The 26,870-nt window shown below is 73.7% G+C and carries 25 protein-coding genes; 15 read left to right on the plus strand and 10 right to left on the minus strand.

Annotated elements, in window-relative coordinates; all coding sequences use genetic code 11:
* Positions 1 to 4 precede the first annotated feature (4 nt).
* From hpt to folE, 3 genes are all read left to right on the plus strand, one after another.
* Positions 5 to 580, plus strand: coding sequence for a hypoxanthine phosphoribosyltransferase (hpt, locus tag BFV98_RS20905; RefSeq protein ID WP_013288988.1), 576 nt, complete (start codon positions 5 to 7; stop codon positions 578 to 580).
* A 378-nt stretch (positions 581 to 958) separates the two neighbouring features.
* A complete protein-coding gene (gene ftsH, locus BFV98_RS20910) occupies positions 959 to 2,971 on the plus strand; it encodes an ATP-dependent zinc metalloprotease FtsH (RefSeq protein ID WP_013288987.1) in 2,013 nt (670 codons plus the stop codon).
* 86 nt (positions 2,972 to 3,057) lie between these two features.
* Positions 3,058 to 3,675: a GTP cyclohydrolase I FolE gene (gene folE, locus BFV98_RS20915; RefSeq protein WP_013288986.1), complete on the plus strand. Its 618-nt coding sequence runs from the start codon at positions 3,058 to 3,060 to the stop codon at positions 3,673 to 3,675.
* A 54-nt stretch (positions 3,676 to 3,729) separates the two neighbouring features.
* Here folE and BFV98_RS20920 read toward each other — a convergent pair whose 3' ends face one another.
* Both BFV98_RS20920 and BFV98_RS20925 read right to left on the minus strand, forming a co-directional pair.
* The gene (locus BFV98_RS20920; protein ID WP_071097524.1) at positions 3,730 to 4,431 is read right to left on the minus strand and encodes a hypothetical protein; all 702 of its coding nucleotides are present in this window, start codon (positions 4,429 to 4,431) and stop codon (positions 3,730 to 3,732) included.
* Entirely contained in the window at positions 4,428 to 7,010 is a 2,583-nt protein-coding gene (locus BFV98_RS20925; protein ID WP_176739872.1) for an FtsK/SpoIIIE domain-containing protein, read from the minus strand. The genes BFV98_RS20920 and BFV98_RS20925 overlap by 4 nt, the downstream gene beginning before the upstream one ends.
* 213 nt (positions 7,011 to 7,223) lie before the next feature.
* On the opposite strand from BFV98_RS20925, the gene BFV98_RS20930 reads away from it, so the two are divergent.
* Positions 7,224 to 7,787, plus strand: coding sequence for a hypothetical protein (locus BFV98_RS20930; RefSeq protein ID WP_071097526.1), 564 nt, complete (start codon positions 7,224 to 7,226; stop codon positions 7,785 to 7,787).
* 3 nt (positions 7,788 to 7,790) lie between these two features.
* Here the strand turns inward: BFV98_RS20930 and BFV98_RS20935 are convergent, their stop codons facing one another.
* The 7 genes from BFV98_RS20935 to BFV98_RS20965 are packed head-to-tail and all read right to left on the minus strand — an operon-like array spanning position 7,791 to position 16,187.
* Complete coding sequence (locus BFV98_RS20935) at positions 7,791 to 8,390, minus strand: hypothetical protein (RefSeq protein WP_071097528.1); 600 nt, start codon at positions 8,388 to 8,390, stop codon at positions 7,791 to 7,793.
* A 10-nt stretch (positions 8,391 to 8,400) separates the two neighbouring features.
* Positions 8,401 to 9,576, minus strand: a complete 1,176-nt coding sequence (locus tag BFV98_RS20940) for a M23 family metallopeptidase (RefSeq protein WP_071097530.1) — start codon at positions 9,574 to 9,576, stop codon at positions 8,401 to 8,403.
* Entirely contained in the window at positions 9,573 to 10,133 is a 561-nt protein-coding gene (locus BFV98_RS20945) for a hypothetical protein (RefSeq protein WP_071097532.1), read from the minus strand. The genes BFV98_RS20940 and BFV98_RS20945 overlap by 4 nt, the downstream gene beginning before the upstream one ends.
* A complete protein-coding gene (locus BFV98_RS20950) occupies positions 10,130 to 12,073 on the minus strand; it encodes a hypothetical protein (RefSeq protein ID WP_071097534.1) in 1,944 nt (647 codons plus the stop codon). Before BFV98_RS20950 ends, BFV98_RS20945 begins: the two co-directional genes overlap by 4 nt.
* Position 12,074: 1 nt before the next feature.
* Complete coding sequence (locus BFV98_RS20955; protein ID WP_030273731.1) at positions 12,075 to 15,446, minus strand: ATP-binding protein; 3,372 nt, start codon at positions 15,444 to 15,446, stop codon at positions 12,075 to 12,077.
* Between the two features lie 49 nt (positions 15,447 to 15,495).
* Positions 15,496 to 15,858: a hypothetical protein gene (locus BFV98_RS20960; protein WP_013288977.1), complete on the minus strand. Its 363-nt coding sequence runs from the start codon at positions 15,856 to 15,858 to the stop codon at positions 15,496 to 15,498.
* A 14-nt stretch (positions 15,859 to 15,872) separates the two neighbouring features.
* Entirely contained in the window at positions 15,873 to 16,187 is a 315-nt protein-coding gene (locus BFV98_RS20965; protein ID WP_013288976.1) for a hypothetical protein, read from the minus strand.
* Positions 16,188 to 16,545: 358 nt separating this feature from the next.
* On the opposite strand from BFV98_RS20965, the gene folP reads away from it, so the two are divergent.
* The 7 genes from folP (at position 16,546) to BFV98_RS21000 (ending at position 21,221) form a co-directional block, all read left to right on the plus strand.
* Positions 16,546 to 17,487 (plus strand): dihydropteroate synthase, encoded by a 942-nt coding sequence (folP, locus tag BFV98_RS20970; protein ID WP_047894246.1) that lies wholly within the window; start codon positions 16,546 to 16,548, stop codon positions 17,485 to 17,487.
* The gene (gene folB, locus BFV98_RS20975) at positions 17,484 to 17,843 is read left to right on the plus strand and encodes a dihydroneopterin aldolase (RefSeq protein WP_013288974.1); all 360 of its coding nucleotides are present in this window, start codon (positions 17,484 to 17,486) and stop codon (positions 17,841 to 17,843) included. Before folP ends, folB begins: the two co-directional genes overlap by 4 nt.
* Positions 17,840 to 18,367 carry a 2-amino-4-hydroxy-6-hydroxymethyldihydropteridine diphosphokinase gene (gene folK / locus BFV98_RS20980; RefSeq protein WP_030273727.1) on the plus strand — a complete coding sequence of 176 codons (528 nt, stop codon included), beginning with the start codon at positions 17,840 to 17,842 and terminating at the stop codon, positions 18,365 to 18,367. Before folB ends, folK begins: the two co-directional genes overlap by 4 nt.
* Before the next feature lie 85 nt (positions 18,368 to 18,452).
* Complete coding sequence (locus tag BFV98_RS20985; protein ID WP_085983675.1) at positions 18,453 to 18,941, plus strand: DUF3180 domain-containing protein; 489 nt, start codon at positions 18,453 to 18,455, stop codon at positions 18,939 to 18,941.
* Positions 18,942 to 19,055: 114 nt separating this feature from the next.
* Positions 19,056 to 20,282, plus strand: a complete 1,227-nt coding sequence (locus tag BFV98_RS20990) for an ABC transporter permease (protein WP_030273726.1) — start codon at positions 19,056 to 19,058, stop codon at positions 20,280 to 20,282.
* A gap of 61 nt (positions 20,283 to 20,343) precedes the next feature.
* Complete coding sequence (locus tag BFV98_RS20995) at positions 20,344 to 20,646, plus strand: hypothetical protein (protein ID WP_013288970.1); 303 nt, start codon at positions 20,344 to 20,346, stop codon at positions 20,644 to 20,646.
* An 83-nt stretch (positions 20,647 to 20,729) separates the two neighbouring features.
* Positions 20,730 to 21,221: a hypothetical protein gene (locus BFV98_RS21000; RefSeq protein WP_013288969.1), complete on the plus strand. Its 492-nt coding sequence runs from the start codon at positions 20,730 to 20,732 to the stop codon at positions 21,219 to 21,221.
* A 2-nt stretch (positions 21,222 to 21,223) separates the two neighbouring features.
* On the opposite strand, the gene BFV98_RS21005 is transcribed toward BFV98_RS21000, so the two are convergent.
* Positions 21,224 to 22,216, minus strand: coding sequence for an ABC transporter ATP-binding protein (locus BFV98_RS21005; protein WP_013288968.1), 993 nt, complete (start codon positions 22,214 to 22,216; stop codon positions 21,224 to 21,226).
* Between the two features lie 2 nt (positions 22,217 to 22,218).
* Between BFV98_RS21005 and BFV98_RS21010 the strand changes: the two genes are divergently transcribed.
* From BFV98_RS21010 to BFV98_RS21025, 4 genes are all read left to right on the plus strand, one after another.
* A complete protein-coding gene (locus BFV98_RS21010; RefSeq protein ID WP_013288967.1) occupies positions 22,219 to 22,908 on the plus strand; it encodes an ABC transporter permease in 690 nt (229 codons plus the stop codon).
* Positions 22,905 to 23,627: an ABC transporter permease gene (locus tag BFV98_RS21015; RefSeq protein WP_013475008.1), complete on the plus strand. Its 723-nt coding sequence runs from the start codon at positions 22,905 to 22,907 to the stop codon at positions 23,625 to 23,627. The genes BFV98_RS21010 and BFV98_RS21015 overlap by 4 nt, the downstream gene beginning before the upstream one ends.
* A 153-nt stretch (positions 23,628 to 23,780) precedes the next feature.
* A complete protein-coding gene (locus BFV98_RS21020) occupies positions 23,781 to 24,785 on the plus strand; it encodes a glycine betaine ABC transporter substrate-binding protein (protein ID WP_013288965.1) in 1,005 nt (334 codons plus the stop codon).
* A 124-nt stretch (positions 24,786 to 24,909) separates the two neighbouring features.
* Entirely contained in the window at positions 24,910 to 26,868 is a 1,959-nt protein-coding gene (locus BFV98_RS21025) for a hypothetical protein (protein WP_071097536.1), read from the plus strand.
* Positions 26,869 to 26,870: the final 2 nt, after the last annotated feature.

Consider the following 26,870-nt stretch of genomic DNA (forward strand, 5'->3'; position numbering starts at 1 on the left):
GAGCATGGCTGACGGCTCCTGGTACGACGCCGACATCGACCACGTGATCATCTCGGAGGCGCAGATCCGCGACAAGACCGCGGAGCTGGCCAAGCAGGTCTCGGCGGACTACGCCCACGTCGAGGACGGCCTGCTGCTCGTGTGTGTGCTCAAGGGAGCGGTCATGTTCATGGCCGACTTCGCCCGTGCGCTGGGCCGCCAGGGCCCGCCCGCCGAGCTGGAGTTCATGGCCGTCTCGTCCTACGGCCAGGGCACCACCTCGTCCGGCGTGGTCCGCATCCTCAAGGACCTGGACCGGGACATCGCCGGCCGCCACGTGGTGGTCGTCGAGGACATCGTCGACTCCGGCCTGACGCTGTCCTGGCTGCTGCGCTACCTGGAGTCGCGCTCCGCGGCGAGCGTCGAGGTGGTCGCGCTGTTCCGCAAGCCGGACGCGGTCAAGGTGCAGGTCCCGGTCAAGTACGTCGGGTTCGACATCCCCACCGAGTTCGTCGTGGGCTACGGGCTCGACTTCGGCGAGCGGTACCGCGAGGTGCCCTACGTCGGGGTGCTCAAGCCCGAGGTGTACGCGCGGGCCTGAGGCTTTGCCGAGCCCTTCGTCAGCTGACATTCAGCGGGCTCTCAGTCTTCCGGTCTACGGTAGGGACCGGTGACGTGGAGGCACCCTCCACGCCCGGCCCCTCGAACCGCGTGACCGTGCGGTGTGGGCGGGCCGGGTGGGAGCTCCCCGCCACGCCGGCTCAAACCCGGGTTCGCCCTACGCGTAAGTGCCGGGCTCGCAAGCTCACTCGTCGCGCGTACGGTGTACCGTCGAATGACCGTGGTGCGGCAGTTTGCGTGCCCCGGGGGTCGGGCCGGCCCGCACGGCGGCCCCGGCCGCCGCTCAAGGCGGCGACACCATTCAGACGGTCAGGACGTCGATCAGGAGGATGCGGGCGCCTCGGCACCCGACTACAGCATGGAACGTACGCGTTTCTTCCGCCGACCGGTGGTCTGGATCATCCTGGTCATCCTCGGCGCCGTTGTGCTCAGTCAACTGTTCACCGCTGGTCCCAGCTACCACCGGGTGGACACGTCCGTCGCGCTCGACCAGCTCAACAAGGGTGGCATCGAGAAGGTCGTCTTCCAGGACAAGGAGCAGACGCTCCAGCTCGACCTGAAGGACAAGGCCAAGTTCGACGGCGACACCACCACTGACAAGATCGAGGCGCAGTTCCCGTACGAGGTCGGCGGCCAGGTCTGGAACCAGGTACGCGAGGCCGAGGCGGCGGACCGCATCACCGGCCCGGTCGACACCAAGGTGTCGTCGGACAGCATCTGGGTCAGCCTGCTGGTCAACCTGCTTCCCATCGCGTTGCTCGTGCTCCTGCTGCTGTTCTTCATGTCGCAGATGCAGGGCGGCGGCTCCCGGGTGCTCAACTTCGGCAAGTCCAAGGCGAAGATGATCACCAAGGACACGCCGAAGACCACCTTCGCTGATGTCGCGGGTGCGGACGAGGCCGTCGAGGAACTGCACGAGATCAAGGACTTCCTGCAGAACCCGGCGAAATACCAGGCCCTGGGCGCCAAGATCCCGAAGGGCGTGCTGCTGTTCGGCCCGCCCGGTACCGGTAAGACGCTGCTGGCCCGCGCGGTCGCCGGCGAGGCCGGGGTGCCCTTCTACTCCATCTCCGGCTCCGACTTCGTCGAGATGTTCGTCGGTGTCGGCGCCAGCCGCGTCCGCGACCTGTTCGAGCAGGCCAAGTCGAACGCCCCGGCGATCGTCTTCGTCGACGAGATCGACGCGGTCGGCCGCCACCGTGGCGCCGGCATGGGCGGCGGTCACGACGAGCGGGAGCAGACGCTCAACCAGCTGCTTGTCGAGATGGACGGCTTCGACACCAAGGGCGGCGTCATCCTGATCGCCGCCACCAACCGTCCGGACATCCTCGACCCGGCGCTGCTGCGCCCGGGCCGGTTCGACAGGCAGATCCCGGTCGACGCCCCCGACATGGAGGGCCGCAAGGCCATCCTGCGGGTGCACGCCAAGGGCAAGCCGTTCACGCCCGACGTCGACCTCGACGCGGTCGCCCGGCGTACCCCGGGCTTCAGCGGCGCCGACCTGGCCAACGTGATCAACGAGGCCGCGCTGCTCACCGCTCGTAAGGAGCAGCGGGCGATCACCAACGACTCCCTGGAGGAGTCGATCGACCGGGTGATCGCCGGCCCGCAGCGCCGGACCCGGGTGATGAGCGACCAGGAGAAGAAGATCACCGCGTACCACGAGGGTGGGCACGCGCTGGTCGCCTGGGCGCTGCCGCACGCCGCGCCGGTGCACAAGGTGACCATCCTGTCCCGGGGTCGCTCGCTGGGTCACACGCTCGTCCTCCCGACGGAGGACAAGTACACCCAGACCCGGGCCGAGATGATCGACACCCTGGCGTACGCGCTGGGTGGCCGGGCGGCCGAGGAACTGGTCTTCCACGAGCCGACCACCGGCGCCGGCAACGACATCGAGAAGGCCACGCAGCTGGCCCGCGCGATGATCACGCAGTACGGCATGAGCTCCAAGCTCGGTGCGATCAAGTACGGCACCAGCGGCGACGAGCCGTTCCTCGGCCGCAACATGGGCCACGAGCGGGACTACTCCGACGCGGTGGCCGCCGAGATCGACGGCGAGATGCGCGCGCTGATCGAGCTGGCCCACGACGAGGCCTGGGAGATCCTGGTGGAATACCGGGACGTCCTGGACAACATGGTCCTGGAGCTGATGGAGAAGGAGACGCTCTCCACCGCCGACATGGCCCGGATCTGCGCGCGGGTGGTCAAGCGCCCGCCGATGGCGCCGTACCACGGCTTCGGCAAGCGTCTGCCCTCCACCGAGCCGCCGGTGCTCACGCCGGCCGAGAAGGAGGCGCTGGCGGCGCAGTCCCGCGCCGACGCCGCCGCCTCGATCGGTGGTTCCAGCAACAACTCGGACGGTACGCACTGAACAGCGATCCGACGACGGCCGGCTCCCACCACAGGGAGTCGGCCGTCTCCGCGACCGAGCCCGACGGGGACGACGCGCTCGACTACGTGGCCGCGCGCCTGATCAGCGGCAAGCTCACCGGTGGCCCGGTGGAGGACAGCGTCGACCTCGCCCGGATCGAGAAGGCGGTCCGCGAGATCCTCATCGCTGTCGGCGAGGACCCGGACCGTGACGGCCTCCAGCAGACGCCCGCCCGGGTCGCCCGCGCGTACGCCGAACTCTTCGCCGGCCTGCGGGTCGACCCCGCGCAGGTGCTCCGCACCACGTTCGAGGCCAACCACGAGGAGCTGGTGCTCGTCCGGGACATCGACGTGATGAGCCTCTGCGAGCACCACCTGCTGCCGTTCCGGGGCAGCGCGCACATCGGCTACATCCCCGGCCCGGACGGCCGGATCACCGGCCTGTCCAAGCTGGCCCGGCTGGTCGAGGTGTTCGCCCGCCGGCCGCAGGTGCAGGAGCGGCTGACCTCGCAGATCGCCGACCTGCTGATGTCCAGCCTCGCCCCGCGCGGCGTGATCGTGGTGCTGGAGTGCGAGCACATGTGCATGGCGATGCGCGGCATCCAGAAGTCCGGCGCGAAGACCATCACGTCCGCCGTGCGCGGCGGCCTCCAGAACGACGCGAAGTCGCGGGCCGAGGCGATGGCGCTGATCATGGCCCGCTGACTCCCGACCGACATCGACGGCCGCGTACTCCCGCCCGGGAGGGCGCGGCCGTCGTCAGTCGGGCAGCATGGCGAGCAGCAGGCCGGCGGCGGTGAGCACCGCCGGGACCAGACAGACCAGGGCGCCGAAGCGGGGTGTCCGGTCCACCCGGTCGGTGGGCCGCGGGCGGAAGACACGCCCCACCGCGAGCCAGCCCAGCATGAACGCGACAGCCGGCAGCGGCAGCCCCACGAGCAGCGCCAGCACCGTCACCGGCCCCGGACCGGCGACCGCGTACAGCAGCAACTGGAGCAGCGGCACCACGAGCGCCAGCGGCCCGTACACCAGCAGGTTGCGCGGCCGGGCCGGCCACCGGGCCAGCCGCGGCAGGCCACGCGCGCTCAGCGTGTCGTCCGCCGCGTCCGCCCAGTCCCCGGCCGCGCGCAGCACCGCCAGCACCGCCGACGGCCCACCCGCCATCGACCGGGCCGCCTCGGTCACCTCCGGCGGCGTCGGGACCAGCGACATCGCCGGTACGCCCAGATCACGCAGCCGGGACTGCTGCGGCGCCAGTCGTTCGCGTACCGCTGTCAGCTCCTCGCGGGCCGCGGCCACCGACCGTGCCTGCTCCCCGGCAGCGGTGGCCGCCGCCCGGCGTACGCCGTCGAGCGCCCGCGCGGCAGCGACGTACTCCGCCCAGGCCGACTCGGCGGGGTCCGCCACGGTGGTCGGGCCACCCGAGCGGGGCCCCGGTACGGCCGCGCCGGTCTCACTCATGCCGCCCCCTCCCCGGCGCGGTCAGTCGCCCGCGGGTCCGGCTCGACCCGCGCGGTCGCCACCTCGGCTGTGCCGAACGGCACGAAGACCGTGCCCTGCTCGTCCGGACCGTCCCAGAGCACCGCGCGTCCCGGCCGGGGCCGCCACCAGACCGGGCGGTCGAAGAGCTGCTCCAGCCGGCCGCCCGGAACGTCGGTGACCGCCACGGCGGTGAGCTTGTCCACCTCGCCCTCCGGGCCGAGCAGTCCGGCCAGCGGAGCCGGTGTCCGCCACCAGCCGAGCAGGTGCCGGCCGGCGGGCGGGCCTTCCAGCAGCAGCGTCCGCAGCAGGTCGGGCGGCAGCTCGGTGGCGTCCGGCACGTCCAGCCCGAACACCACCAGGTAGCCCGGCTCATCCGACTCCATGGCGGTCCGCAACCCGGCCGCGTCGACGGTCTCCACCCGGTGGCGTCCGGCCAGCTCGGCGGCGAGCACCCCGGCCGGCTCGGCCGAGCCGTTCGCCAGCGGCGCCAGCACGAACCGGGCCGCGCCCGGATGCGCTGCCGCCGCGCTGCGTACCGCCGTGACCAGCAGCCGCTCGGCCTCCTCGTCCCGCCCCAGGACAGCCAGGTTCCGCCCCGCGCCCGGCCCCAGCGGCACCGTCACGGTGGACCGCCGCACGTCCACCGCCCGGCCCAGCAACGCGGCGGGCGCGTGGGCCCGGCCGGCGAGCGCGGCCCGGTGCCGCGGATCGTTGGCGAGCAGCGGGCGGGCGTACCCGGCGAAGACCACCGGCGGGGTCGCCGACTCGCCCCGCGCCTCCCAGAGCCGTCGCCGCAGGTCGGTCAGGACCGCGGGATCCTCGTACGGATCCGGGAAACGGATCATCCGCTCGTGCCCCCGGGTCGCGCCGCGCGGACCGCCCAGGCCACCCGCCGTGTTCACCACCGCGCTGCCCACCGGCAGCCCGGCCGCCGAGTCGTTCGCAGGTTCCAGCACCGCCGAGCCGCCGGGCAGCGCCACCCGCACCGGGAACTGGCCGAGCAGCGGGTCACGTGGGCCGCCGATGCCCAGGTCACCCTCGCCGGCCAGCACCAGGTGGATCCCGTACGACCGGCCGGCGCGGGCGAGCGCGTCCAGCCGGGCCAGCAGGTCGGCGGCGAGCCGGTCCCGCTCGCGCAGCGCCAGCGGGAAGTTGTCGACCACGCAGACGATGCGTGGGAGCGGCTGGTGCTGGCGCAGCTCGGCGTAGCGTTGCCCACCGGCCCGCCGGGACGCCTCCTCGCGGCGGCGCAGCTCCGCCTCCAGCTCGCCGAACAGGTCGGCCACGTACTCCCGGTCGGCCGCCATCCCGGTGGCGCGCACCTGCGGCACCCAGGAACGGTCCCGCTCGGTCTGGAGGAACTCCACGAACGACTCGCCGTCGGCCAGGTCGGCGAGGTAGAGCGCCAGCTCGTCCGGGCCGTACCGGGCGGCGAGGCCGAACAGTGCGTCGGTCAGGAACGCCGACCGGCCCGCCTGACCCCGGCCGCTCACCAGCCAGTGCGGCGTCAGCTCGGTGAAGCCCAGGCTGACCGGGCGCCCGGCGGCGTCACCCACAGTGGTGCTCAGTCCGTCGGCCGAGCCGGCCGTCCAGAAGCCGTCGGCCGGCAGCAGGTCACGCAGCGAGAGGCGGGAGCCGTCCTCGATCTGCCGGGCCAGCCGCGCGCACACGTCCGCGACCAGATCGGCGGGCGGATCCTCGTCGAGGAACACGGGCGAGTTCAAGCCGACCGGCGGCTCGGCGCCGGGACTGCTGAAGCCGGCGCCGGGCGGGTCGCCGACCAGCGCGTACGCGGTGCGGACCGTGACCGGGGTGGCGCGCGGCAGCGGACTGCCGTCCGGCCAGCCGGCGAGCACCAGATGCAGCCCGGCCCGCGGCCCGCCCTCGGCCAGTCCGGCGAGCCGGTCCAGGTCGGCGGTGGTCGTACCGTCGGGCAGCGCGGCCACCACGAGCAGCAGCGTCCGGTCGTGCCCGCGCTGCCGGGCCGTTCCGGCCGCCACCCACTGCTCCGCCTCGGCCAGCACCGCACGCATCCCGGCGAGGTCGGTGGCGGGCGGTGGCAGCAGGCCGGCGTCGGCGAGCGGCGCGTACCCGGCGAACGTCGCACCGGAACCGTCGTCGACCGCGCGGGCCAGCAGCGCGCCCGCCGGGGTCGCGGCGAACACGCGCAGCAGCAGCGCGCGGAGCAGCCCGGCCACCCGGGCGTCGGAGGCGTCGGCGTCGAGGCTCACATGGCCGCTGCCGAGCAACGGCACCAGCGCGGGGAAGCGGGCGTCGTCGAGCGGCGCCGCGGTGCCCACCCGGACCAGCGGCGGCAGGCCGTCACCGGGAGGTGTCGTCGCGCTCAGCGACTCCAGCGGCCCGCCGGCCCAACCCGGCGCAGCTACTTCTGCAGCCGCCCGCAGGCGCTCGGCCAGCTCGTACTGCCGGTGGTGGTCGGCCGGCGCGGGCCGGATCTCGTCGAGGATGCCCGCCGCCGCCGTCGCGGCGGCCTCGGCCCGGCGGTGCAGCGCGGCGGCCCGGCCGGCGCGCGCCTTCGGAGTCGCCACCGCGTCCACCTCTCTTTCCGAGGCCGACATGTCCTCCCCGAGGTGTGACGGTAACCCAGGCGGCGGCCGTCCACCGGGATGTCGGTCGGCGCGGTGAGCTGGTCGGCGGTGAGCAGCCTCACCCCGCCGCCGGTCGGCGTCCGCCCGGCGGTTCGCCACGATCCGCCGGTTCCAGGCATTGGGTACGCGACGCGCAGCCGATAGCCTCAGGAGGTGGAATCAGTGCAGCCCCCCGCCGGTTCCCAGGTGTCCCGAGTACCGGCGCAGCGGACCCCGCCGGAGCAGTTGGCGCCCCTCGCGCCCGCTCCCGCCCCGGTACGCCCCAAGCGTCCGGTGCGCACAGTGCTCGCTGTCGTCGCGGGGGTGCTGGCGGTGCTCTGCACCGTCGGCGGTGTGGTCGGGTTCGTGCTGTACGACCGCGCGACCGCCCCGGACCGAAGCGCCCCCGACGTCGTTGTAGCCAACTACATCCGGGCCTACCTTATCGACCGGAACGACACGAAGGCCCAGGAATTCACTTGTAATGACAGTGACGGGATCGGTGGCATGCGTGATCTCAGGACCGAGCTTGAGCAGCGCGAGGCCAACTTCGGCGTCTCGATCAAAGTGAGCTGGGGCCCATTGCTTCAAGCCGACAATGGATCGGGCGAATCGGTTACCACGACACTTGCCATCTCCAGCTCAAAAGATGGCCAATCGGTAAGCAGCCGTCGGGAAACGTGGCGATTCGACTTGACGGACAACAAGGACGGCTGGCGCGTCTGCGGTGCGAGTAAGGTCGGCTGAGGCCTACTCAAGCCAGAGCAGGTGCACCGGCACCTCCAACGTGGTCGGCGCCTGGCCGCGCCAGGCCCACCGGTACCACTCCAGTTCCGGGGCCACCCGCACGCAGATGTCGCCGTCCGCGCCGGAGTAGGTCTCGGTGACGGCGCGCAGGTCGCGCCGTTCCACACCGTTGTCAACGTGCACCACGCGCCGCCCGGTCACCGCGTCGGCCTCGAACACCGGCGTGGGTGGCCGGCGTTCCGGCACGTCCAGCGAGACCAGCCGGAGACCCGGGGCGCTCGCCCCGGCAGCCGGCCGCCGCTCGCCGATGGTCTCCACCCAGACCCGTTCCACAGGTACCAGCGGCGCGAACACCTCCACCTGCTCGGCCTCGGCCCGGTACCACTCGTGTTCCGGGATCACCGGTACGTAGGTGCGGCTGCCCTGCACCACCCGCTCGTCGGCCCGCAGGTCGCTACGCCAGCCGAGGCCGGGCAGGCCGACGAGCACGCGGCGGCCGCGCAGCTCGGTGCCGCCGGTGGCAGGCACGGTCTCCACCGGCCGGGGCGGCAGCGGCGCCCAGTCGGGCCGGTCGGCGAACGGGTCGGGCAGGGGGTTGCTCATCCGCCCGGCCTCACCCGGTCTCGCCGAGGGGCGCGCCCCGCTTGCGCATGAAGGGCACCGGGTTCTCCGCCCCGTTGCTGGACCGGTCGCCGTTCTTGTGCACCTCGAAGTGGAGGTGCGGGCCGGACGAGTTGCCGCTGCTGCCGGAGATCCCGATGACCTCGCCCGCCTCGACCGCCTGACCCGGCACCACGCGAGGTCGTTCGACCATGTGGCAGTAGCGGGTGATGAATCCGCCGGCATGCAGGATGTCCACGAACCATCCGCAGCCGCCCTTGTTCGGCCAGCCGTCCCGGTCGCAGTCCCGCCGCCCGGAGCGGTCGGGGTCGCAGCGGGCCACCAGCACCCGGCCCGCCGAGGCGGCGTGGATCGGCGTGCCCTTCGAGGCGGCCAGGTCCACGCCGTGGTGGCTGGGGCGGGCCGTGGTGCGGAAACCGGAGACCACACCGCCGGGCAGCGGCGCGGTCCAGCCGGAGGCGGCTATCCGGTCTCCAGCCGCGGCGTCGCACACCGCCTTGCCGGCGATCTCCACGGTCCGGGCGGCGCCGCCGGCCAGCGCGTCGACGATGGCTCCGGCCAGTTCCTCGTGCTTGGCGTAGGCGTCGGGGTAGGCGCTGACCTGGACCTTCTGGGCGACCACAGTGAGCGGGCGCTGCTGCCAGTCCGGCACCTTCTCCATCTTCTGGTAGAACTTGCGGGCCGCGTACGAGGGCGTCATCCGCTGCTCGACGCTGCCCCACCCGGGCCGCTGCTGGAACAGGCCCAGCGAGTCGTGGTCGGCGCCGACCCCCTCGTGCGGCAGCGCGAGCGACGCCGGCACCGTGCTGTTGGCGAGGTTGCGCAACGCTGATTCCTGCATCGCGGTGGCCAGCGCGATCACCCAGCCGCGGGCGGGAAGCTTCATGTCCTGGCCGACCTTGATGATGACCGCGGCGTTGCGCAGCTGACGCTCGCCGTACTCGGCGAAGCGCGGCATGTCGCCGGTCAGGTTCACCTGGTAGGCGGGGTCGCAGTTCAGGGCCGCGAGCTTCGGGTCGTCCTCGTCGCCGCCGAGTTCGGTGAGGAGGAAGGCGCCGGCCCCGCCGACGCAGCAGAGCAGGGCGAGCACGCTCGTGACGGCGGTGGCGACCACGCCTAGGCGCAGCTTCCGGCGGACCTGTCCGGCGACGGCCGGGCCGGCGGTCACGACCGCTCCCAGTCGATCGCGTCCACCAGCCAGGGTCCGTCCGGTGCGACGAGTTCGAGCCGGAGCGTGCCGTTGTCCAGCGGAACCACCGCCTCCACGAAGGACTCGGTTCGGGGCCGGAGCGTCGGGGTGCCTGTGGTCCTCCGTGCGGGCACTGTCTCCGGGTCGGCATCAGTCATCTTCTCGGCCAGCGCCGGGGTGGAGAGCGGCCGCAGGCGGGCCTGCCACGCGTCGCCGCTGCTGCCCGGGCCGCTCAGCCACGCGGTGGTGAAGCGACCGGCGACCTGCTCCGGCGTGTCCTCGCCCGGCCGGGTCTTCGGGGCGACCGCAGTCGGCGGGCTGGCGAGCACGCCGTCGTCACCGGCCTCCGGGTCCGCGGTGCTGATCGGCTGGGTGGGGCGGCTGGTCAGGCCGAGGCCCGGATCGCCGGGGCCGGCGACGAGGCGGGCCGCGCCGATCACCCCGAAGACCAGCACGGCGATCATGAGAGCGACCCCGATCCGGGACCGGAGGACCCGGGTGAGGAGGAATTCCAGCGCGCGTCGCACCGGACTCACCGGGCCTCGGAGCGGATGCGCGGCGCCGGCCGGGCCGGTGCGGTGCCGCGGCCCGCCGAGTCCGGCCGGTAGACGGCGTAGGAGGGCGCCTCCTCCGGCACGTCCGGCTCGGTCCAGGTCGACGGTGCGCGCCGGGGGCGGGGAGTGCCGCCGGGACGCTCACCCGGCCGTCCGCTCGCGGGCGCCTCTTCCGGCCTTTCCCGCCCGTCCGGCCGTTCCCGCTCGGCGGGTGTGGCGCTGTGCGCCGGATCCTCGTGCCGGGCCTCCGGCCGGAGGCTGCGCTGGTCGGCCGTGACGGTGCGGCGCTTGCCGATCGCCGGTTCGTTGGTGCCGCCGGGCTCGGCCACGTCCAGCCGTGCGGCGATGCGCATGTCCCGGAAGAACCGGCGGTGCCAGGAGCCGGCCGAGCTGACCGCCTCGCTGCTGTCCTTGCCGCCGAGCTGGGTGATCCGGCGGTACGGCCGCAGCAGCAACCAGCCGACCACACCGCAGAGCCAGACCAGGACCACCTGGAGCCAGCCGGGCAGCGTGGCGGTGTTCATGATCAGGTCGACGGCGAAGAGGTAGATGGCCGCGCCGGTGCCGAAGATGGCGATGTTGAAGACGGCGGCGACCACCGCGTTCGCCAGCCGCCGGAGGCCGGCGCTGGCCGGGCGCATCAGGCCGACGGTGCCGAGGATCGGCGCGGCGATCACCGCCCAGCGGAAGATCAGGAAGCCGAGCAGCACCAGCAGCGACGCCGTGAGGTCGAACATGGCGAACAGCACCGAGGCCAGCACCGCGATGAACCCGGCGCCGATCCGGTCCATGTCCCGGGTGCCCTGGAGGTACTCGTACGCCTCCGGGTCCTCGGTCTTGATCTGCTCGGCGACCTTGGCCCACTGCTGCTGCTTGGCCTTGATGACCACGTCGCGGGTGGCCGGGTTGGACCGGATCGACGCGGCCTCGTCCCAGGTGAGCGACTTCGCGTCGTAGAGCGCTTGGCCGTACTTCTTCGCGGTCTCGCTGTCCGCCGAGCCGAGCACACCGCGCAGCCAGTTCCGGTAGAGCATCGTCTCGGTCGCCGTGTCGCTGGCACGCACGGCGGGGGGACGGTGATCCTTGCACGCCTGCGGATTTGGGTCGTCACACTGGCCTGGCGGGGTGTCCTTGGTAGACGGGCCGACCGCGTCGTGCACCACGCCCAGAGTGCTGATCAGCGTGTTGTCGGCGATGTTCGCGGACTTGACCGGCCATGCGGCCAGCGCGGTCACCGCCACCATCACCAGCAGCGCCCAGCCCGCGGTGGTCATCGCGTTGCTCATGTCCGACTGGCGGGACCGCCAGAGCAGGTAGAGGCCGACCACGCACACGGTGATGATGCCGAAGACGCTGAACACCTTCTGGTAGACGGCCTTCGTGGCCTGCTCCACCAGCGGGTCGGCCCAGCTCCACATCGTCCGCGGATCCCAGGCGCGCTCGCGCAGCGCGTTCGAGGCACCGATCACCGCGTTGGCGAACATGAACTCGCCGTTGGCGACCATCGTCGTGAAGCGGTAGTCCGGATGCAGCACGGAGGAAGCGCAGCCGCCGTCGATGTCGTACGTGTTGTAGCTGTACCCGGCGTACCCGTAGTCGCTGTAGAGGCCCTTCGGGCCGGGCTCCTTCGCCGAGTCGGGCCGGGACGCGAACCAGCCGGCCAGGCCCGAGTCCGGCGCGGCGGGCACCGGCGCGTTGCGGCACTCGACCTGGTCCTCGCTGACCGCCTTGAGCCTGCCGACGCAGGACCGGAAATCGGCCTGCCACTCCTTGGTGGTGCACAGCTCGGCGCGCGCCTGGGTGACCGGCGCGGCGGCGTACGCGGGTGTGGCCGCCCCGATCACCGGCCAGGAGATCGTGGCCCCGGCGAGTACGCCGAGCGCGAGGAGGAGCGCCGCGATCCGTGCCCGGGCCCTCGCCATGTCACGCCTCCAGATCAGCCAGGACGGTCGGCAGTATCCCGGCGGCCTGGGCGACCGCGGCGGGGGTGGTGTCCAGGTGCTCCAGCAGCCCGTCGACGTACGACACGTCGACCCGGACCTTCTGCACGCGCCCGTCGACGTCGCGCATGACGAACTCGCGGAAGCCGAGCCGGTTGGCCGATCCGCTGTCCGCCTGGGAGAGCGAGGCGAGTGTGGCCTCGTAACCGTCGTCGACAGGCACCCGCAGCAGGCGCAGCGCCTCGGAGGCGATCTCGCTGTCCTCGGCGATCCGGCCGACGAAGACGGTGGAGACGAGGTTCTGCACGTCGAGTCCGAGGATGTCCTTCGGGTTCTGCGACGCGACGAGCGCTGCCAGGTTCCACTTGCGGGAGTCGCGGGCGAGCCGGACCAGGAACGAGCGCCCGGACCGCCAGCCCTCCATGAAGTGCGCCTCGTCGAGGCCGACCAGCTTCCGGGAGGACATCGACCCGCCGTAGCAGCGGCGTACGGCGAGCCGGTGCGCGGTGTGCAGCATCGGCAGCGCGAGCGCCTCCTCGGCCGACCAGTACTCCCGCTCGATCTTGAGGTCCGGGAGCCGCAGACCGGCCATGGTGATGACGGTGAGCGCGGCGTCGGCGCCGAGCAGCCCTTCCGGCGGCCGGCCGAAGAAGAGCATGGCCAGCGGCATCTCGGCGGTGTCGAGCAGCAGGTGTGCCAGTTCGCGCCCGGCGTCGTCGTCGAGCCCCTGGAGGCAGGTCACCACGTCGTCGAGCGTGGAGGTCTCCTCGGCGGGCACCTGGCGTACGGCGTGCCGGAACAGCGTGGCGGTGGACGCCTCCCGGGCCACCTGCGGCGGCACCAGCATCATGCAGATGTCCTGCACCAGCATCCGGCGCTCGGCGCGGGCGTTCGACACGGCGATCTCGAACTCGCGGTCGCCCGCCGGACCGGCCCCGAACTCGCTGCGCAGCGGCGTCGGGATCAGCGCGTACGGCGCGAGCGTGCCCTGTTCCGAGCCGGTCAGGTTGAGCACCCGGGAGTACGGAGCCAGTTCGGGCATGGCGCAGAGGCGGGCCAGCGGGCCGGACGGGTCGAGCAGCGTCACCTGCACGCCGCGGCGCGCGGCCAGGTAGCCGAGCGCGCCGAGCAGCGTCGACTTGCCACCGCCGGGTTCGGCGACGAAGACGGCGAGGCCGGAGCGCTCGCGTACCTCCATCGGGAAGTGCAGGTCGAGGAAGACCGGCCGGCGGCAGGTGCCGGCGGTCCGCCCGATCAGGTCGCCGCGCCGGTCGCCGACTGTGGACGCGGCCTGGGGCAGCGCGGCAGCGAGCAGGTTGACCGGCATCCGTCGGACGTAGCCGGTGTTGGCGATCGGCTCGCCGGGGATGAACTCGCGGGCCAGCCAGTCCTGGTTCTTCGGGTGCTGGAGCGAGATCCGCAGCTCGCGGGAGTAGAGCTGGATGAGCCGCCGGGCCCGTTCCAGGCACTCCTCCCGGGTACGCCCGCCGACCGCGATCCGGTGCCAGCCGTGTGCCCGGGCCGAGTCGACGGGCAGACCGGTGGTCATCTCGTCGCCGATCACCAGCGCGCGTTTGGCCAGCCGTTCCAGCTCGGGCGGGGCGTCGATGCCGTGCTCGGCGTAGTCGAGCTGCTGGGAGCGGATCATCCGGAGCCGGTGTTCGAGGTTCCGGAAGGAGTCGTTGGGGCCGAGGATGTCGACCCGGGTGGACAGCTCCATCGGCCACGGCAGGCGCTCGTGGAAGTGCAGCCAGGGCTCGTGCCGCTCGGGGATCTCCAGCGGCTCCATCCGTCCGACCGCGAGCACGGCGACGTGGCGTTCCTCGCCGGTCATCCGGTTGACCAGCTTCACCGTCGAGCCGTACGGGGTGCGGTAGCGCTCGACCTGCTCGGTGAGGGCCAGCAGGTCGCCGCGTTCCCACCGGCCGTTGGTGATCGGGGACAGGACGCCGGGCGGGGCCATGCACAGCGCCACCGAGCGGTAGAGCAGCCATTCCAGCTCGGGTGCGGTGACCCGGCGCCCGCGCATGCCGAACGCGCCGAGGACCTCGTCGAACTGCTCGACGGTACGGCTCAGCCGGCGCCGCTCGCCGTCGGCGGTGCCCCGGCCGAACGTGCGCAGGAGTCGTTCGGTGAGCGAGTCGCCGAGCGACCGGCGGGCGAACGTGACACCGAGGTAGGTCTGGCCCTCGGCGTGGTTGACCGCCATCAGGTGCCGCTGGGCGGCGACCAGGTGGTCGGCCCAGCCGGTGGTGCCCGGTACGTCGGGCAGCGGCGCGGCGGTGTGCGCGTCGATGGTGCGGGCCCACTCGTCGGCCGGGAAGGGCCGGGTGGTGCGGCGCAGGTGCAGCCGGAACCCGGCGAGTCCGGCGTACTGCTCGGAGATCGCCGAGAGCAGGGCCTCGCGTTCGGCGTCCGGCCGGAACGCCCACCGCACCTCGGGCAGCCAGTACCAGGCGGTGACGGTGTTGGGGGTGAAGGTGAGGTGCCCGGCGATCTCGGTGATGGCCAGCTCGACCGACGGATCCCGGTCGCCGAACTTGATCTTCGGGGCGCGGACCCGGACCGGCTTGGTCGGCCGGTTGCGGCGTTCCGGCGTGCGCTGCCGGGGCGGCGTCACCTCGCGGTGCGCCGGACGGCCGACCTCCCGCGACGGCGCCGCGCCGGCCGCGAGCGGGTCCGCCGCAGCGAGATCCGGCTCCCGGTATTCGGCGGGCGCGGGGGCGGGGATCTGCGGGGGCGGCGGGAGCGCCGGCTCGGGCTCGGCCGGGGGGCGGAGCGCGGGCAGTCGGTCACCGGCCTGCTGCGGCACCCGGCTACGCGACGGCGGCGGCGGGGCGAGCGCGGCCGGCGGGTCGGGCAGGGGCGGCTCGACCGGCAGCGGCGCGGCGTGCACGGGCTCGGGCCGGGGGCGCCCGACCGCGCGTACCCCAGGGGTCTGCTCGCGGACCGGCGGTTCCGGCTCGGCCCGGGGCGCCGGCTCGACCGGCACGGCGGGCTGGTGCGGGATCGGCAGGGGCTCGCGGCCGACGCCGCGGCGGGGTGGCGCCACCACCGGCTCGACCGGTGCGGGCGGCGTGGACGCGGCGGGCCGCCGGCGGGGCTGCGCACCGCCGAACAGGTCGAGGAAGGGCGAGTCGATGTCGCCGTCGGGGCGTACCGGCTCGCGCGGGGTCATCGGTCGCGGCGGCTGGAACACGCCGACGCGGCTGTGCCCGGGGCTGGTGACGAGCGCGCTGTCGAGGACGACCTCGTCCAGATCCTCGTCCGGTGGGTAGTCGAACGATCGCGCACGGTTACCGTTGGGCCCGGCCGGGCGCCCGGCCGGGGAACCCGGCGTGGAAGAGCGACTCATGCGACCGCCTCACCCGCGTCGTTCGTCTGCACGGTTGTCGTACGCCCGGTCATGCCAGTTCCTCCCGGATCCTGATCCGGCTCGCGACGAGCCGCGGATCCCGCTGCTCGGTGGCCGGTTCCCGGGTGCGTCGCCAGTCGGTCAGCGCGGTCCGGATGACCATGCGCGCGGGCCGGTCCGGGTCGACGTACCGGAAGATGAACGAGGTCGTCACGATCGCCAGCGAGATCTCCCAGGCGGGGAACAGCTCGACCTGGAGCGTGAACAACCAGTGGATGAACATGTAGAGGGGTACGAGCAGCATGAACAGGCCGTACTGGGCGTACGGCAGGTGGACGGGAAGGGTGTACCCGGGCGGCCCCAGGTAGACGAGGCGTGCCCGGTAGATGTCGTCGTCGGTGCGCAGCCGCATCGTCGCCCAGCGCCCTACTCGAAGATCAGGTTGATCAGGTAGTCGCCGACGAAGAAGAGTGTTGCCGCTCCGGCGATGAAGGCCAGGCCGATGATGGCGATGGCCGAGCTGGTCAGCACCTTGGAGATCTCACCCCGGCTGGCCCGGCCGATGAAGATCACCCCGAGGACCGCGAGCAGGATCGGCGCGATCTTGCTGGCGAAGAAGGTGACGACGTTGTCGGTGTCGATGCCCTTCGGTGCCGGCTCGGCGAGTGGAGTCGACGCCAGGGTGTGGAGCGCGTGGTCCACGGCACTGGACGCCGTTGCCATGAGCTCGATGGCGATCACTGGAAACCTCCCCAAGGTCGCGGCCGGCGGCGCCGCGTTGGTGCAAGTAGGCAAGCCTGGCGGGATGGTGCTCGTCAGAGACAGCGCCGTCAACGCTGAGTCCGTCACCCACCACGCAGAGTGGTGAGTTTTGGGGGGATTCTTCCCGCTTCGGCCCTCCCTCCAGGCTTCGCCATCTCGATGCTGGGCAATTCCAAAGCGTACGGCCCGGCCACCTTTGCGACAAGCCGTGAAGAGTCGACCTCCGACGGCCCGGATGACCGATCGTACACCTGTTCCAATGCGCACGTCAGGGGTGCCGCGTCGGGCGCTCGCCCGGTGGCCGGAAGCCCTGCCGGCGAACGGTACTGTCGGGTCCGTGACCGATCTGGTACGGGCGGAGACCCCGGTGGTGATGGGCGTCCTCAACGTCACGCCCGACTCCTTCTCCGACGGCGGCAGATACGCCGATCTGGACGCGGCAGTCGCACACGGGGTGCGACTGCGCGGGGACGGTGCCGACCTGATCGACGTGGGTGGCGAGTCCACCCGGCCCGGCGCCGAGCGGGTCGACGCGGAGACGGAGACCGCCCGGGTGCTGCCCGTGGTCCGCGAGCTGAGCGCTGCCGGCATCCGCGTCAGCATCGACACCAGCCGCGCCCGGGTCGCCGAGGCGGTCCTCGCCGCCGGCGCGTACGTGGTCAACGACGTCTCCGGCGGCCTCGCCGACCCGGACATGGCCCGGGTGGTCCGCGACGCCGGCTGCCCCTGGGTGCTCATGCACTGGCGGGGGCACTCGCGGGGGATGCGGGAGCTGGCCACGTACACCGACGTGGTGGCCGAGGTCCGGGACGAGCTGAGCCGGCGCGTCGACGCCGCGCTCGCCGCCGGGGTGGCCGCCGACCGGATCATCGTGGACCCGGGCCTGGGCTTCGCGAAGACCGCCGCGCACAACTGGGCGCTGAGCGCCCGCCTGCCCGAGCTGGTCGACCTGGGCTTCCCGGTGCTGTTCGGGGCCAGCCGCAAGTCCTACCTGGGCCGGCTGCTCGCCGACCCGGCCGGCGAACCCCGCCCCACCGCCGGGCGGGAGGCCGCGACCGTCGCGACGAGCGTGCTCGCCGTCGCGGCCGGCGCCTGGGGGGTACGCGTGCACGACGTCCGCGGCACCGCCGACGCACTCGCCGTCTGGCGTGCCACCGGCAGCCCCCGGCTCGCCACCGCGACCGGCCCACGGCAAGCGACATCGCCGCAGACCGCGGCGGCCACCGGCGGCACCCGGCCGGCGGAAGCGGCCACCGGCACGAGCGGAGGCGACAGATGAGCGACCGGATCGAGCTGACCGGCCTGCGGGCGCACGGCCGCCACGGCGTCTACGACTTCGAGCGCGCCCAGGGGCAGGAGTTCGTGGTCGACGCGGTGCTCGAACTGGACCTGGGCCCGGCCGCGCGCTCGGACGAGGTGACCGACACCGTGCACTACGGCGAACTCGCCGAACGCCTGGTCGCGGTGATCACCGGCGAACCGGTGAACCTCATCGAGACGCTCGCCGACCGGCTGCTCGCGGTCTGCCTGGCCGAGCCGCTGGTGGCCGCCGCCACGGTGACTGTGCACAAGCCGGAGGCCCCGATCCCGCACGCCTTCCGGGACGTCGCCGTCACGATGCGGCGTACCCGATGACCCGGGCCGTGCTGTCGATCGGCAGCAACCTGGGCGACCGCCTCGGCCACCTGCGCGGCGCGGTGGCCGCGCTCGGCGACCGGGTGCTCGTGGTCTCCGGCGTCTACGAGACTCCACCGTGGGGGGACGCCGACCAGCCCGCGTACCTGAACGCCGCGGTGATGGTCGCGGACCCGGCGGCGGCGCCGGAGGACTGGCTGGCCCGTGCCCGGGCCGCGGAGGCGGCGGCCGGGCGCGACCGCGACCCGCAGCGACGGTACGGGCCGCGCACGCTGGACGTGGACGTGATCGCGGTCTGGGACGACGCCGGCGAGCCGGTGCTCCGCGACGACCCCGAGCTGATCCTGCCGCACCCCCGGGCCCACCTGCGCGCCTTCGTGCTGCGCCCGTGGATCGACATCGAGCCGCACGGCCGGCTGCCCGGGCACGGCTGGCTGACCGATCTGCTCAACGCCGAGCCGCTCGCCGGGGACGCCCTGGAACTGAGCCCGCGACCCGATCTGGCGCTAGAGTCGGACACATGACCCGGTGGATCGTGGCCCGGCAGTGGCGAGCTGAGGAGGTGCGGTGAGCACCGACCGCTCCCCGCAGGGGCCCGACCGCTTCCGGATGGGGCCGACCCGGGCCTCCACGCTCGTGGTGGCCGGCCTGGCCGCCGCCGCGGTGGCCTGGCTGCTGATCAGTAGCTTCTACGGCGACCTCGGCTCTGACCTGCCCTGGCTGCCGGTGATCACGCTGGCCGGGCTGGCCGTGCTGGAGGGCTACGCGGCGGTGAACACCCGGGGCCGGATCGAGCGGCGGCCCGGCCGGGAGCCGGTCAACCCGCTGCTGGTCGCCCGGTTCGTCGTGCTGGCCAAGGCGTCGGCGCTGGCCGGGGCCATCTTCGCCGGCTTCTACGCCGGGCTGACCGGCTGGCTGTTCGTGGAACAGACCAACGCGGCCATGAACGATCGGCCGGCCGCGCTCGGCGGCCTCATCGCCGCGCTGGCGCTGGTCGCGGCCGCGCTCTGGCTGGAACGCTCCTGCCGGGTGCCGGAGCAGGAGGACGACGAGGACCGCGAGCCGGGTGACCGGGAGACGCCCCGCGGGCGTCTCTGAGGGTTCCCCCCACCCCGGCCCGGCGGTACCGTCCCTGGCGACCGGAGAGCGACGGCCGCCACCGGTCCGCCCGCCCGTGGGCCGGACGCGGCCACCTGGGGGAGGCGCGAGCCAATGGCGTACGACGATGCGGGCCGGACAGCGCCGCCGGAGACGTCGTCCGGGGTGCCCGCTGCCGTACTGGAGCACGTCTTCGACGACCCGGCCCACGGCGAACCCGGCCGGGACCGGATCGCGGTGCACGTGCTCTGGGAGTTCGTGCTGCTCGCCGGTCTGGTCGCGATGGCCTGGCTGCTCTGGCGGGAGGACTCGGACGCGCTGCGCGGCGGCTCCCTGAAGACGCTGCTCGTCGACGTGGCGGCGCTCGGCCTGCTCACCCTCGCCGCCGGCCTGAGCCTGCGGGCCGGCGCGGTGAACCTGGCGATCGGGCCGGTCGCGCTGGCCGCCGCGCTGCACTTCGCCGAGCAGGGCGACCGGGGCACGCGGGAGGCGCTGCTGCCGGCGCTGGCGATCGCGGCCGCGGCCGGGCTGGCGCTCGCCCTGGCCGTGGTGGTGCTGCACGTGCCCGGATGGGCGGCGAGCCTGGCCGGGGCGGCCGGCGTGATCGTCTACCTGGAACGGCGGACCGCGCCGGTGACGGTGCAGGGCGACTACGACCCGCGCGGCAGCGCGCTGTACTTCTTCGTCGGCTTCGCCGCGGTCGCCGTCCTCGGTGGCCTGTTCGCCGCGATGAAACCGGTACGCCGGCTGATCGGCCGGTTCCGACCGGTCGCCGATCCGGCCCGGCGGCGCGGCGTGGCAGCCGCCACGGTGACCGCGCTGGCGCTCGTCGGATCCACCGTGCTGGCGATGCTGGGCGGCGTGCTGATCGCGGCGAACGGAGACGGCCAGGTCGCGCCCGGCACCGGACTGGACTGGACCGTGCTGGCGGTCGGCACGGTCATGCTCGCCGGAACCAGCGCGTACGGGCGGCGCGGCGGCATCTTCGGCACCCTGTTCGCGGTCTGCCTGGTGGTGGTGTTCCTGGCCTGGACCGTGCCGCACGGCTGGACGGTCAGCCGGTGGGCGCTCGGCGGCGCCGTGCTCGGCGTGGGCCTGCTCGTCACCCGGCTGGTCGAGACGTTCGGCCGGCCCCGCCCGGCACCGCCGGGTCCGCTCGGCCCGGTCCGCCCGGCCCGGGACGGCGCGCTGAGCGGCGGCTGGACGATGACCCCGCCGCCCGAACCGGCCGACGCCTGGCCCTCGGTGCTCCCGGTACGCCAGCACGACACCCCGGTGGAGGCATGGGAGGCCCCGCGCTGGGACAACGAACCCCGGCGCTGGGACGCCGACGACCGCTGACCCCGGCGGTGGCCGTGCGTCCGGCGCGCCCGGACTGATCTCTCCGGTTAGGCTCGGCGGCATGACCGAAACTCCTGCCCCCGGTGGCCGCACCTTCGACGAGCTCGACAAGCTCTCCACCGAGGAGCTGCGCGAGCAGGCGTTCAACCTGGCGCGCGACCGCCGCGACGTGGGCTTCTTCTGGTCGGTCCTGCGGCACCTGCCCAACGCCGACGAGGCCGCCGCGCTGGACGGCGCGCCGAACTCGATCGGCCCGACCATCGACGAGGCGAACGCGCTCTGGCGTGAGCTGACCGGGCACGGCTACGACGAGTCCGCGCCGCTGCTGCGCGCCGCCTTCATCGACTACCTGATGAAGCACTGAGGTCGATGACTGCCCGTCGGCCGACGGCTGCCGACCGGTTGCGCAGGTTTGCCCGGCGGGACCGGCCGGGAACTGACCGCCGCATGGCTCTGAGCAACCGCCCCCGCACCGTCCCCCGGTACGGCACGGCCGCCGGCACCGGCACGCTCGCCGCGTTCCTGCTCGTCGCCGTCGGCGGCAGTCCGATGTACGTCGACTGGGCGCAGCGGGGCACCGACCCGACCGGCGCGGGTGGCTGGTTCCTGCGGCTGCTCGCCTGGCCGTCCTGGCGGTGGCAGGCCGACGAGGGCGTGTTCGCCACCAACCTGCGGGCGATCCTGCTGCTCGTGCTTGCGGCGGCACTGCTGTACCTGCTGCCCGGGCCGCAGGTCGACCGGGTGACGTCCTCGGGCAGCCAGTTCCTCTCCGGCTGGGGCGCGTACGCGCTCGCGGGCGGGCTCAGCGCCCTGCTCGCCACGCTCCTCGGCCCGCACGGCTCGCTGTTCGCCGCGTTCCAGGCCGCCAGCACCGGCGTCACGTACGGCTTCTTCGCGGGCTGGATCGTCGGGCTGGCCAGCCTCGGCGGCCGGGCCTGACCTCAGTCCACGGCGCCCAGCGCCAGCACCCGGGTGCGGGTGAGCAGCCCCACCGCCCGGCCCTCCTCGGTCACCACCGCGTGCTCCGCGCCGGAGGTGAGCAGCGCGCCGAGTGCGTCGTACGCCGAGTCGCCGAGCGCCACGGTGGGCAGGCCGGTGCCGCCGTCTACCGGGAGCGGGTCGAGTACCGCGCGGGTCACCGGGGTCACGGCCAGCCGCCGGATGCCCCGGTCGGCGCCGACGAACTCGCGGACGAAGTCCGAGGCGGGCGAGCCGAGCAGCGCGGCGGGCGTGTCGTACTGCTCCAGCCGGCCGCCCTCGGACAGCACCGCGATCCGGTCGCCCAGCCGGACCGCCTCGTCGAGGTCGTGGGTGACCAGCACGATCGTCTTGCGTACCTCGGCCTGCAACCGCAGGAACTCCTCCTGCAGGCGGGTCCGGACGATCGGGTCCACCGCCGAGAACGGCTCGTCCATCAGCAGCACCACCGGATCGGCGGCCAGTGCCCGGGCCACGCCCACCCGCTGCCGCTGCCCGCCGGACAGTTCGTGCGGGTACCGCCGGCCGAACTGCGCCGGGTCCAGGCCGACGAGTTCCAGCAGCTCGCCGACCCGGTCCCGGGTCCGCTGCTTCGGCCAGCCCAGCAGCCCCGGCACGGTCGCCACGTTCGCGGCGACGGTCTGGTGCGGGAACAGGCCGACGTTCTGGATGACGTACCCGATGCGGCGGCGCAGCGCCACCGGGTCGACCCGGGTGACGTCGTCGTCGCCGAGCAGGATCCGCCCGTCGGTCGGCTCGATCAACCGGTTGATCATGCGCAGCACCGTCGACTTGCCGCAGCCGGACGGGCCGATCAGCACCACCAGTTCGCCGGCGGCGACCTCCAGGCTCAGCTCGCGTACCGCCTCGGTGCCGTCCGGGTAGCGCTTGCGGATGCCCTCCAGCGTGATCGACGCCGCGCCGCCTCCGGCGGTGCCTCCCGGGGTACCGTCCACGTGTGTCCCTCCACCTGAGCTACCGGGCCGACCCGGGTAATCCGTGGTTCTCCTGGCAGTACGTGCGGGACAACTCTGACACGATCCTCGCCGCGCTGCGGGAGCACACCTGGCTGACCGCCCGCGCCGTGGTGATCGCCGCGCTGGTGGCGTTGCCGCTCGCGGTGCTCGCGTACTGGTTCCGGTCGCTGTCGGCCCCGATCCTGGCGGTGACCGGGGTGCTCTACACCGTCCCGTCGCTGGCCTTGTTCGCGTTCCTCGCGCCGTACCTGGGCATCGGCGCGATCACAGTGCTCACCGTGGTCGCGCTGTACGCGCTGCTGGTCATCGTGCGCAACGCGCTGGCCGGGCTGAACCAGGTGCCCCCGGAGGTGCGCGAGGCCGCCGAGGGCATGGGGTACGGCAGGTGGGGCCGGCTGTTCCGGATCGAGCTGCCGCTGGCGCTACCGGGCATCCTCACCGGCGTACGGCTGGCGACCGTGTCCACTGTCGCGCTCGTCACGGTCGGAGTGGTGGTCGGCCGGGGCGGGCTCGGGCAGCTCATCTTCGCGGGCTTCCAGAACAACTTCTACAAGGCGCAGATCATGGCCGGCACGGTGCTGTGCGTGCTGCTGGCGCTGGTGCTCGACCTGGTGCTGGCGGGCGTGGGCCGCCTGCTCACCCCCTGGCTGCGCGGGAGGTCCGCCCGGTGAACCCCGTCGAGCAGGCAGTGGTCTGGCTGAACGACCCGCTGAACTGGACCAACCCCGGCGGCGTGCTGGACCGCCTCGGCGAGCACCTGAGCATGTCCGCGCTGGCGGTGCTGCTGGGCTGCCTGGTGGCCTGGCCGATCGGGCTGTGGCTCGGGCACAGCGGCCGGGGCGGCGGGCTGGTCCTGCTGGTCTCCAACGTCACACTGGCGATCCCGACGCTGGCGCTGCTGACCATCCTGCCGCTGACGTTCCTCGGCTTCGGCCGTCCGGCCGTGGTGGTGGCGCTCGCGGTCTTCGCGGTTCCGCCGCTGCTGGCGAACGCGTTCACCGGGGTGCGGCAGGCCGACCCGGAGGCCCGGGACGCGGCCCGGGGCATGGGTCTGTCCGGCGGGCAGGTGCTGCGGCGGGTGGAGCTGCCGCTCGCGGTGCCCTACCTGGCGGCCGGCTTCCGTACCGCGGCGGTGCAGGTGGTGGCCACCGCCGCGCTCGCCTCGTTCGTCAACGGCGGTGGGCTGGGCCAGATAATCCGGGCCGGGTTCGGGCTCGACATCGCCGCCGGCGGCGGCCAGATCATCGCCGGCGGGGTCCTGGTGGCCGGGTTGGCGCTGCTCGTCGAGGGGGTGCTCGCGCTGGTCGAGCGGGTGGTCACGCCCCGCCCGCTGCGCCGGGAACGCACGCGGGCGAACCGCCGCGCGACGGCGGCGACGACCGGCAACTGAGCCGTCGGTGACGATCGGATGACGAAAACCGCTCCGAGTTTGTCGGTCGGGTCCGGAGGATATTGGCTGGAGTCGCGGGTGGCCGTCCGGATCGCCCGTCGGACACGCGGCCGGCCCGAGGGGGTCGCGCCGGGACACGGAAGGCGGGCACTGATGCGCGCGCGTACGACACTGGCCGCGGGGGCGCTCGGCGCACTCACTGCGGCTGTTCTCCTCACCGGCTGCGGCGACGCCGGCTCGTCCGGCACCGACGCCCCCGAGCAGGGCGCCTCGGGGGCTGGCTGTGCACCGGTGGCCGGTGACCAGCTCGTCGTCCTGACCGACGACAAGAAGCTCCAGAACACCGACAACGTCATCCCGGCGATCAACGCGAAGGCGGCCACGCCGCAGCTCGTCGCCGCGCTGGACAAGGTCTCCGCGAAGCTCGACACCCCGAAGCTGATCCAGCTCAACCGGGCGGTCGACGTCGACCGCAAGACGCCCCAGGTCGCGGCGCAGGAGTTCGCCTCCGCCAACGGCGTGACCGACGGGATCGAGAAGGGCCCGGGCGGTCAGATCACCGTCGGCGCCGGCAACTTCAGCGAGAGCCAGACCATCGCCGAGCTCTACAAGATCGCGCTCACCGCGGCCGGCTACCAGGTCAAGGTGCAGACCATCGGCAACCGGGAGCTCTACGAGCCGGCCCTGGAGAAGGGCCAGATCCAGGTCGTCCCGGAGTACGCCGCCACCATGGCGGAGTTCCTCAACACCAAGGCCAACGGCAAGGACGCCCAGCCCGTCTCCTCGCCGGAGCTGGACAAGACGGTCGCGGCGCTGAAGACCGAGGGTGACAAGGCCGGCCTGGTCTTCGGCCAGCCGTCCCAGGCGCAGGACCAGAACGCGTTCGCGGTCACCAAGGCGTTCGCCGACAAGTACGGCGTGTCCACGCTCTCCGACCTGGCCGCCAAGTGCTCCGGCCAGGCCACCGTGCTGGCCGGGCCGCCGGAGTGCCCGCAGCGGCCGAAGTGCCAGGCCGGTCTGGTCGAGGTCTACGACTTCAAGGCCGGCTCGTTCAGCTCGCTGGACGCGGGCGGCCCGCAGACCAAGAACGCGCTGAAGACCGGCTCGGCGAGCGTCGGCCTGGTCTTCTCCTCCGACGCGGCGCTGGCCACGAGCTGACGCACCACCGCCGGCCGGCGCCACGCGTGCCGGCCGGCGGCACGGGCAGCCCGTTCGGCGGGCCGCTCATCGGGTGGCGCCGACCCGTTCCCCTCCGGTGGAACTCTCGGTACTCTGCTCAGCCATGCCAGCCTCGGTCGCGCCCGCCGACAAGAGCACGCCCGCCCTGCTCACCGTCCTGTTCTGGGTCGGTGTGGGGCTGGCGCCCCTGGCCGCGCTCATCCTGCTGATCGCCGACGGCAACGGCTCGCTCCGGTTCGGCGCCGTCCTGGCGATCCTCGCGGTCGTGCTCATCGGTCTGTCCATCGCGCTGCGGCCGGAGAGCGGTTCCGGGGGCGCGGCGTCCGAGGAGATGCGCGAGGAGCTGGCGCAGCTGCGGCGGGAGTTGCGGGCCGAGATCGTGGCCGCCGCCCAGCGCGGCAATCAGGCGCTCGACCAGGCACGACGGGCCGAGGAGGTGGCCGGCGCGGTACGGCACCGGCTCGACGCGGCCGCCGCCGGACTGGCCTCCGCGCCCGTGTCCGCCCTGGCGTCGGCGCCGGAGCGCCCGAGCGGCGCGGCCCGGGTGCCGGGCGCCGGCACGCCCGACGTCGGCCGGCCGCAACCGGTCGGCCGGGACGACGAACCGGCCCGGCCGGCGTACCCCGGCGGCGGCTACGGAACCGACGCCGACGCGCCCCGGACGGGCCACTACGCCGCTGACCCGTCCCGGACGGGCCACCACACCCCGGACCCGTCCCGGACGGGCCGATACGAGGCCGAGCCGTCCCGGACCGGCCACTACGACGCCGAGTCGCCTGGGGTGGGCCACTACGACTCCGAACCGTTCCGGACCAGCCGCTACGGCACTGAGTCGCCCCGGGCGGACCACTACGAAACCGAACAGCCCCGGGCCGGTCGCTACGACTCCGAACCGGCACGGACCGGTCGGCACGACGCCGAACCGGCGGCGCGGGCCACCGTACGTCCGGACCGGCCCGCGAGCGGGGTGTACGGCGCGGCGCGGGTGTCCGAGCCGGTGGCCCGGCCGGAAACCCGCCCGGTCGGCGTGGTCCACCACACCGAGACGGTGCACGTCACCACCCGGCACACGATCGTCGGCGGTGAGCCGACCGGCACCCGGTACGGCGGATTCCCCGGCGGCTGGCCGGACGAGGACCGGTCCCGGGGCGCGGACGCGGCCGACCACCGGCACGCGGGACACCGCGACCCGGGCGACCGGCCGGGCCGCCGCGCCGGGTCGGACGACGGCGGCCGGGGTGCCGGCTCCGGCGACGACGGGCACTCGTGGACCGACCCCGGGCGTCCCGGTGCCGAGCATCCATGGGCAGGTGTCGGCCGGGCCACTGCCGGGGAACAGGGCTGGTCCGGGCGTACCGCCGGGGGCGGCTGGTCGAGCGAGCATGGCCGGACGGCGGCGGAGGAGCAGCGGCCCTGGTCCGGCGGCGGTGACGACCGGGCCGGCCGGGCGGCGGGCGCCTGGCCCGCGGCCGCAGCGGGCGTACCGGACGTGCCGCCCGGCCGGGCGGGCACCGACGGCGACCAGTGGTCCGAGATGCGTGCCGGCAACCGGTGGGCCGCGGTCCGTGACGACGGCGCGGGCCGGGAGATCCGCCTCGGGGAACGGCGGGCCGCAGTGCACGCCGACGGCGGCGGCACGGAGTACCGAGTCGAGGACCGGTGGGCCTCAGTACGCGGCGGTGGAGCGGCCGCGAGCGGACCGGACGGACCGGACGCCCGCTGGTCCGGGGAGAGCCACCCGGCGCTGCCGGCCGGCGGTGTGCCGGTGCCGGACGAGTGGCGGCCACCGACGCAGCGCAGCGGCCAGGCGGAATGGCGCCAGCCACCCCCGGAATGGCGTCAGCCCGAACCGGAATGGCGTCAGCCGGAACCGGAGTGGCGTCAGGCCGAGCCGGAGTGGCGTCAGGTCGAGCCCGAGTGGCGTCAGCCGGAGACGCGGCAGAGCGAGTCGCAGTGGCGTCGGCCCGAGCCGGAATGGCGGCCGGCGGAACCGGAGTGGCGCAGCCCGGAGCGCGGTGGACACGGCGAGCCGTATCGGGACACCGCCGACCGCTGGCGCTGACC

Source organism: Micromonospora sp. WMMB235, assembly GCF_001855515.1.
GTDB classification, from domain to species: domain Bacteria; phylum Actinomycetota; class Actinomycetes; order Mycobacteriales; family Micromonosporaceae; genus Micromonospora; species Micromonospora aurantiaca.

What these genes read in the sequence shown, in the direction of transcription:
- BFV98_RS20985 (WP_085983675.1), top strand. Translation starts at nt 18,453, where the DNA reads ATGGGGCCGACCCGGGCCTCCACGCTCGTGGTGGCCGGCCTGGCCGCC.
- ftsH (WP_013288987.1), top strand. Translation starts at nt 959, where the DNA reads ATGGAACGTACGCGTTTCTTCCGCCGACCGGTGGTCTGGATCATCCTG.
- BFV98_RS20950 (WP_071097534.1), bottom strand. Translation starts at nt 12,073, where the DNA reads ATGGCGAGGGCCCGGGCACGGATCGCGGCGCTCCTCCTCGCGCTCGGC.
- BFV98_RS20995 (WP_013288970.1), top strand. Translation starts at nt 20,344, where the DNA reads ATGACCGAAACTCCTGCCCCCGGTGGCCGCACCTTCGACGAGCTCGAC.
- BFV98_RS21025 (WP_071097536.1), top strand. Translation starts at nt 24,910, where the DNA reads ATGCCAGCCTCGGTCGCGCCCGCCGACAAGAGCACGCCCGCCCTGCTC.
- BFV98_RS20960 (WP_013288977.1), bottom strand. Translation starts at nt 15,858, where the DNA reads ATGCGGCTGCGCACCGACGACGACATCTACCGGGCACGCCTCGTCTAC.
- BFV98_RS21020 (WP_013288965.1), top strand. Translation starts at nt 23,781, where the DNA reads ATGCGCGCGCGTACGACACTGGCCGCGGGGGCGCTCGGCGCACTCACT.
- folK (WP_030273727.1), top strand. Translation starts at nt 17,840, where the DNA reads ATGACCCGGGCCGTGCTGTCGATCGGCAGCAACCTGGGCGACCGCCTC.
- BFV98_RS20935 (WP_071097528.1), bottom strand. Translation starts at nt 8,390, where the DNA reads ATGAGCAACCCCCTGCCCGACCCGTTCGCCGACCGGCCCGACTGGGCG.
- BFV98_RS20920 (WP_071097524.1), bottom strand. Translation starts at nt 4,431, where the DNA reads ATGAGTGAGACCGGCGCGGCCGTACCGGGGCCCCGCTCGGGTGGCCCG.
- BFV98_RS20955 (WP_030273731.1), bottom strand. Translation starts at nt 15,446, where the DNA reads ATGAGTCGCTCTTCCACGCCGGGTTCCCCGGCCGGGCGCCCGGCCGGG.
- hpt (WP_013288988.1), top strand. Translation starts at nt 5, where the DNA reads ATGGCTGACGGCTCCTGGTACGACGCCGACATCGACCACGTGATCATC.
- BFV98_RS21000 (WP_013288969.1), top strand. Translation starts at nt 20,730, where the DNA reads ATGGCTCTGAGCAACCGCCCCCGCACCGTCCCCCGGTACGGCACGGCC.
- BFV98_RS20990 (WP_030273726.1), top strand. Translation starts at nt 19,056, where the DNA reads ATGGCGTACGACGATGCGGGCCGGACAGCGCCGCCGGAGACGTCGTCC.
- folB (WP_013288974.1), top strand. Translation starts at nt 17,484, where the DNA reads ATGAGCGACCGGATCGAGCTGACCGGCCTGCGGGCGCACGGCCGCCAC.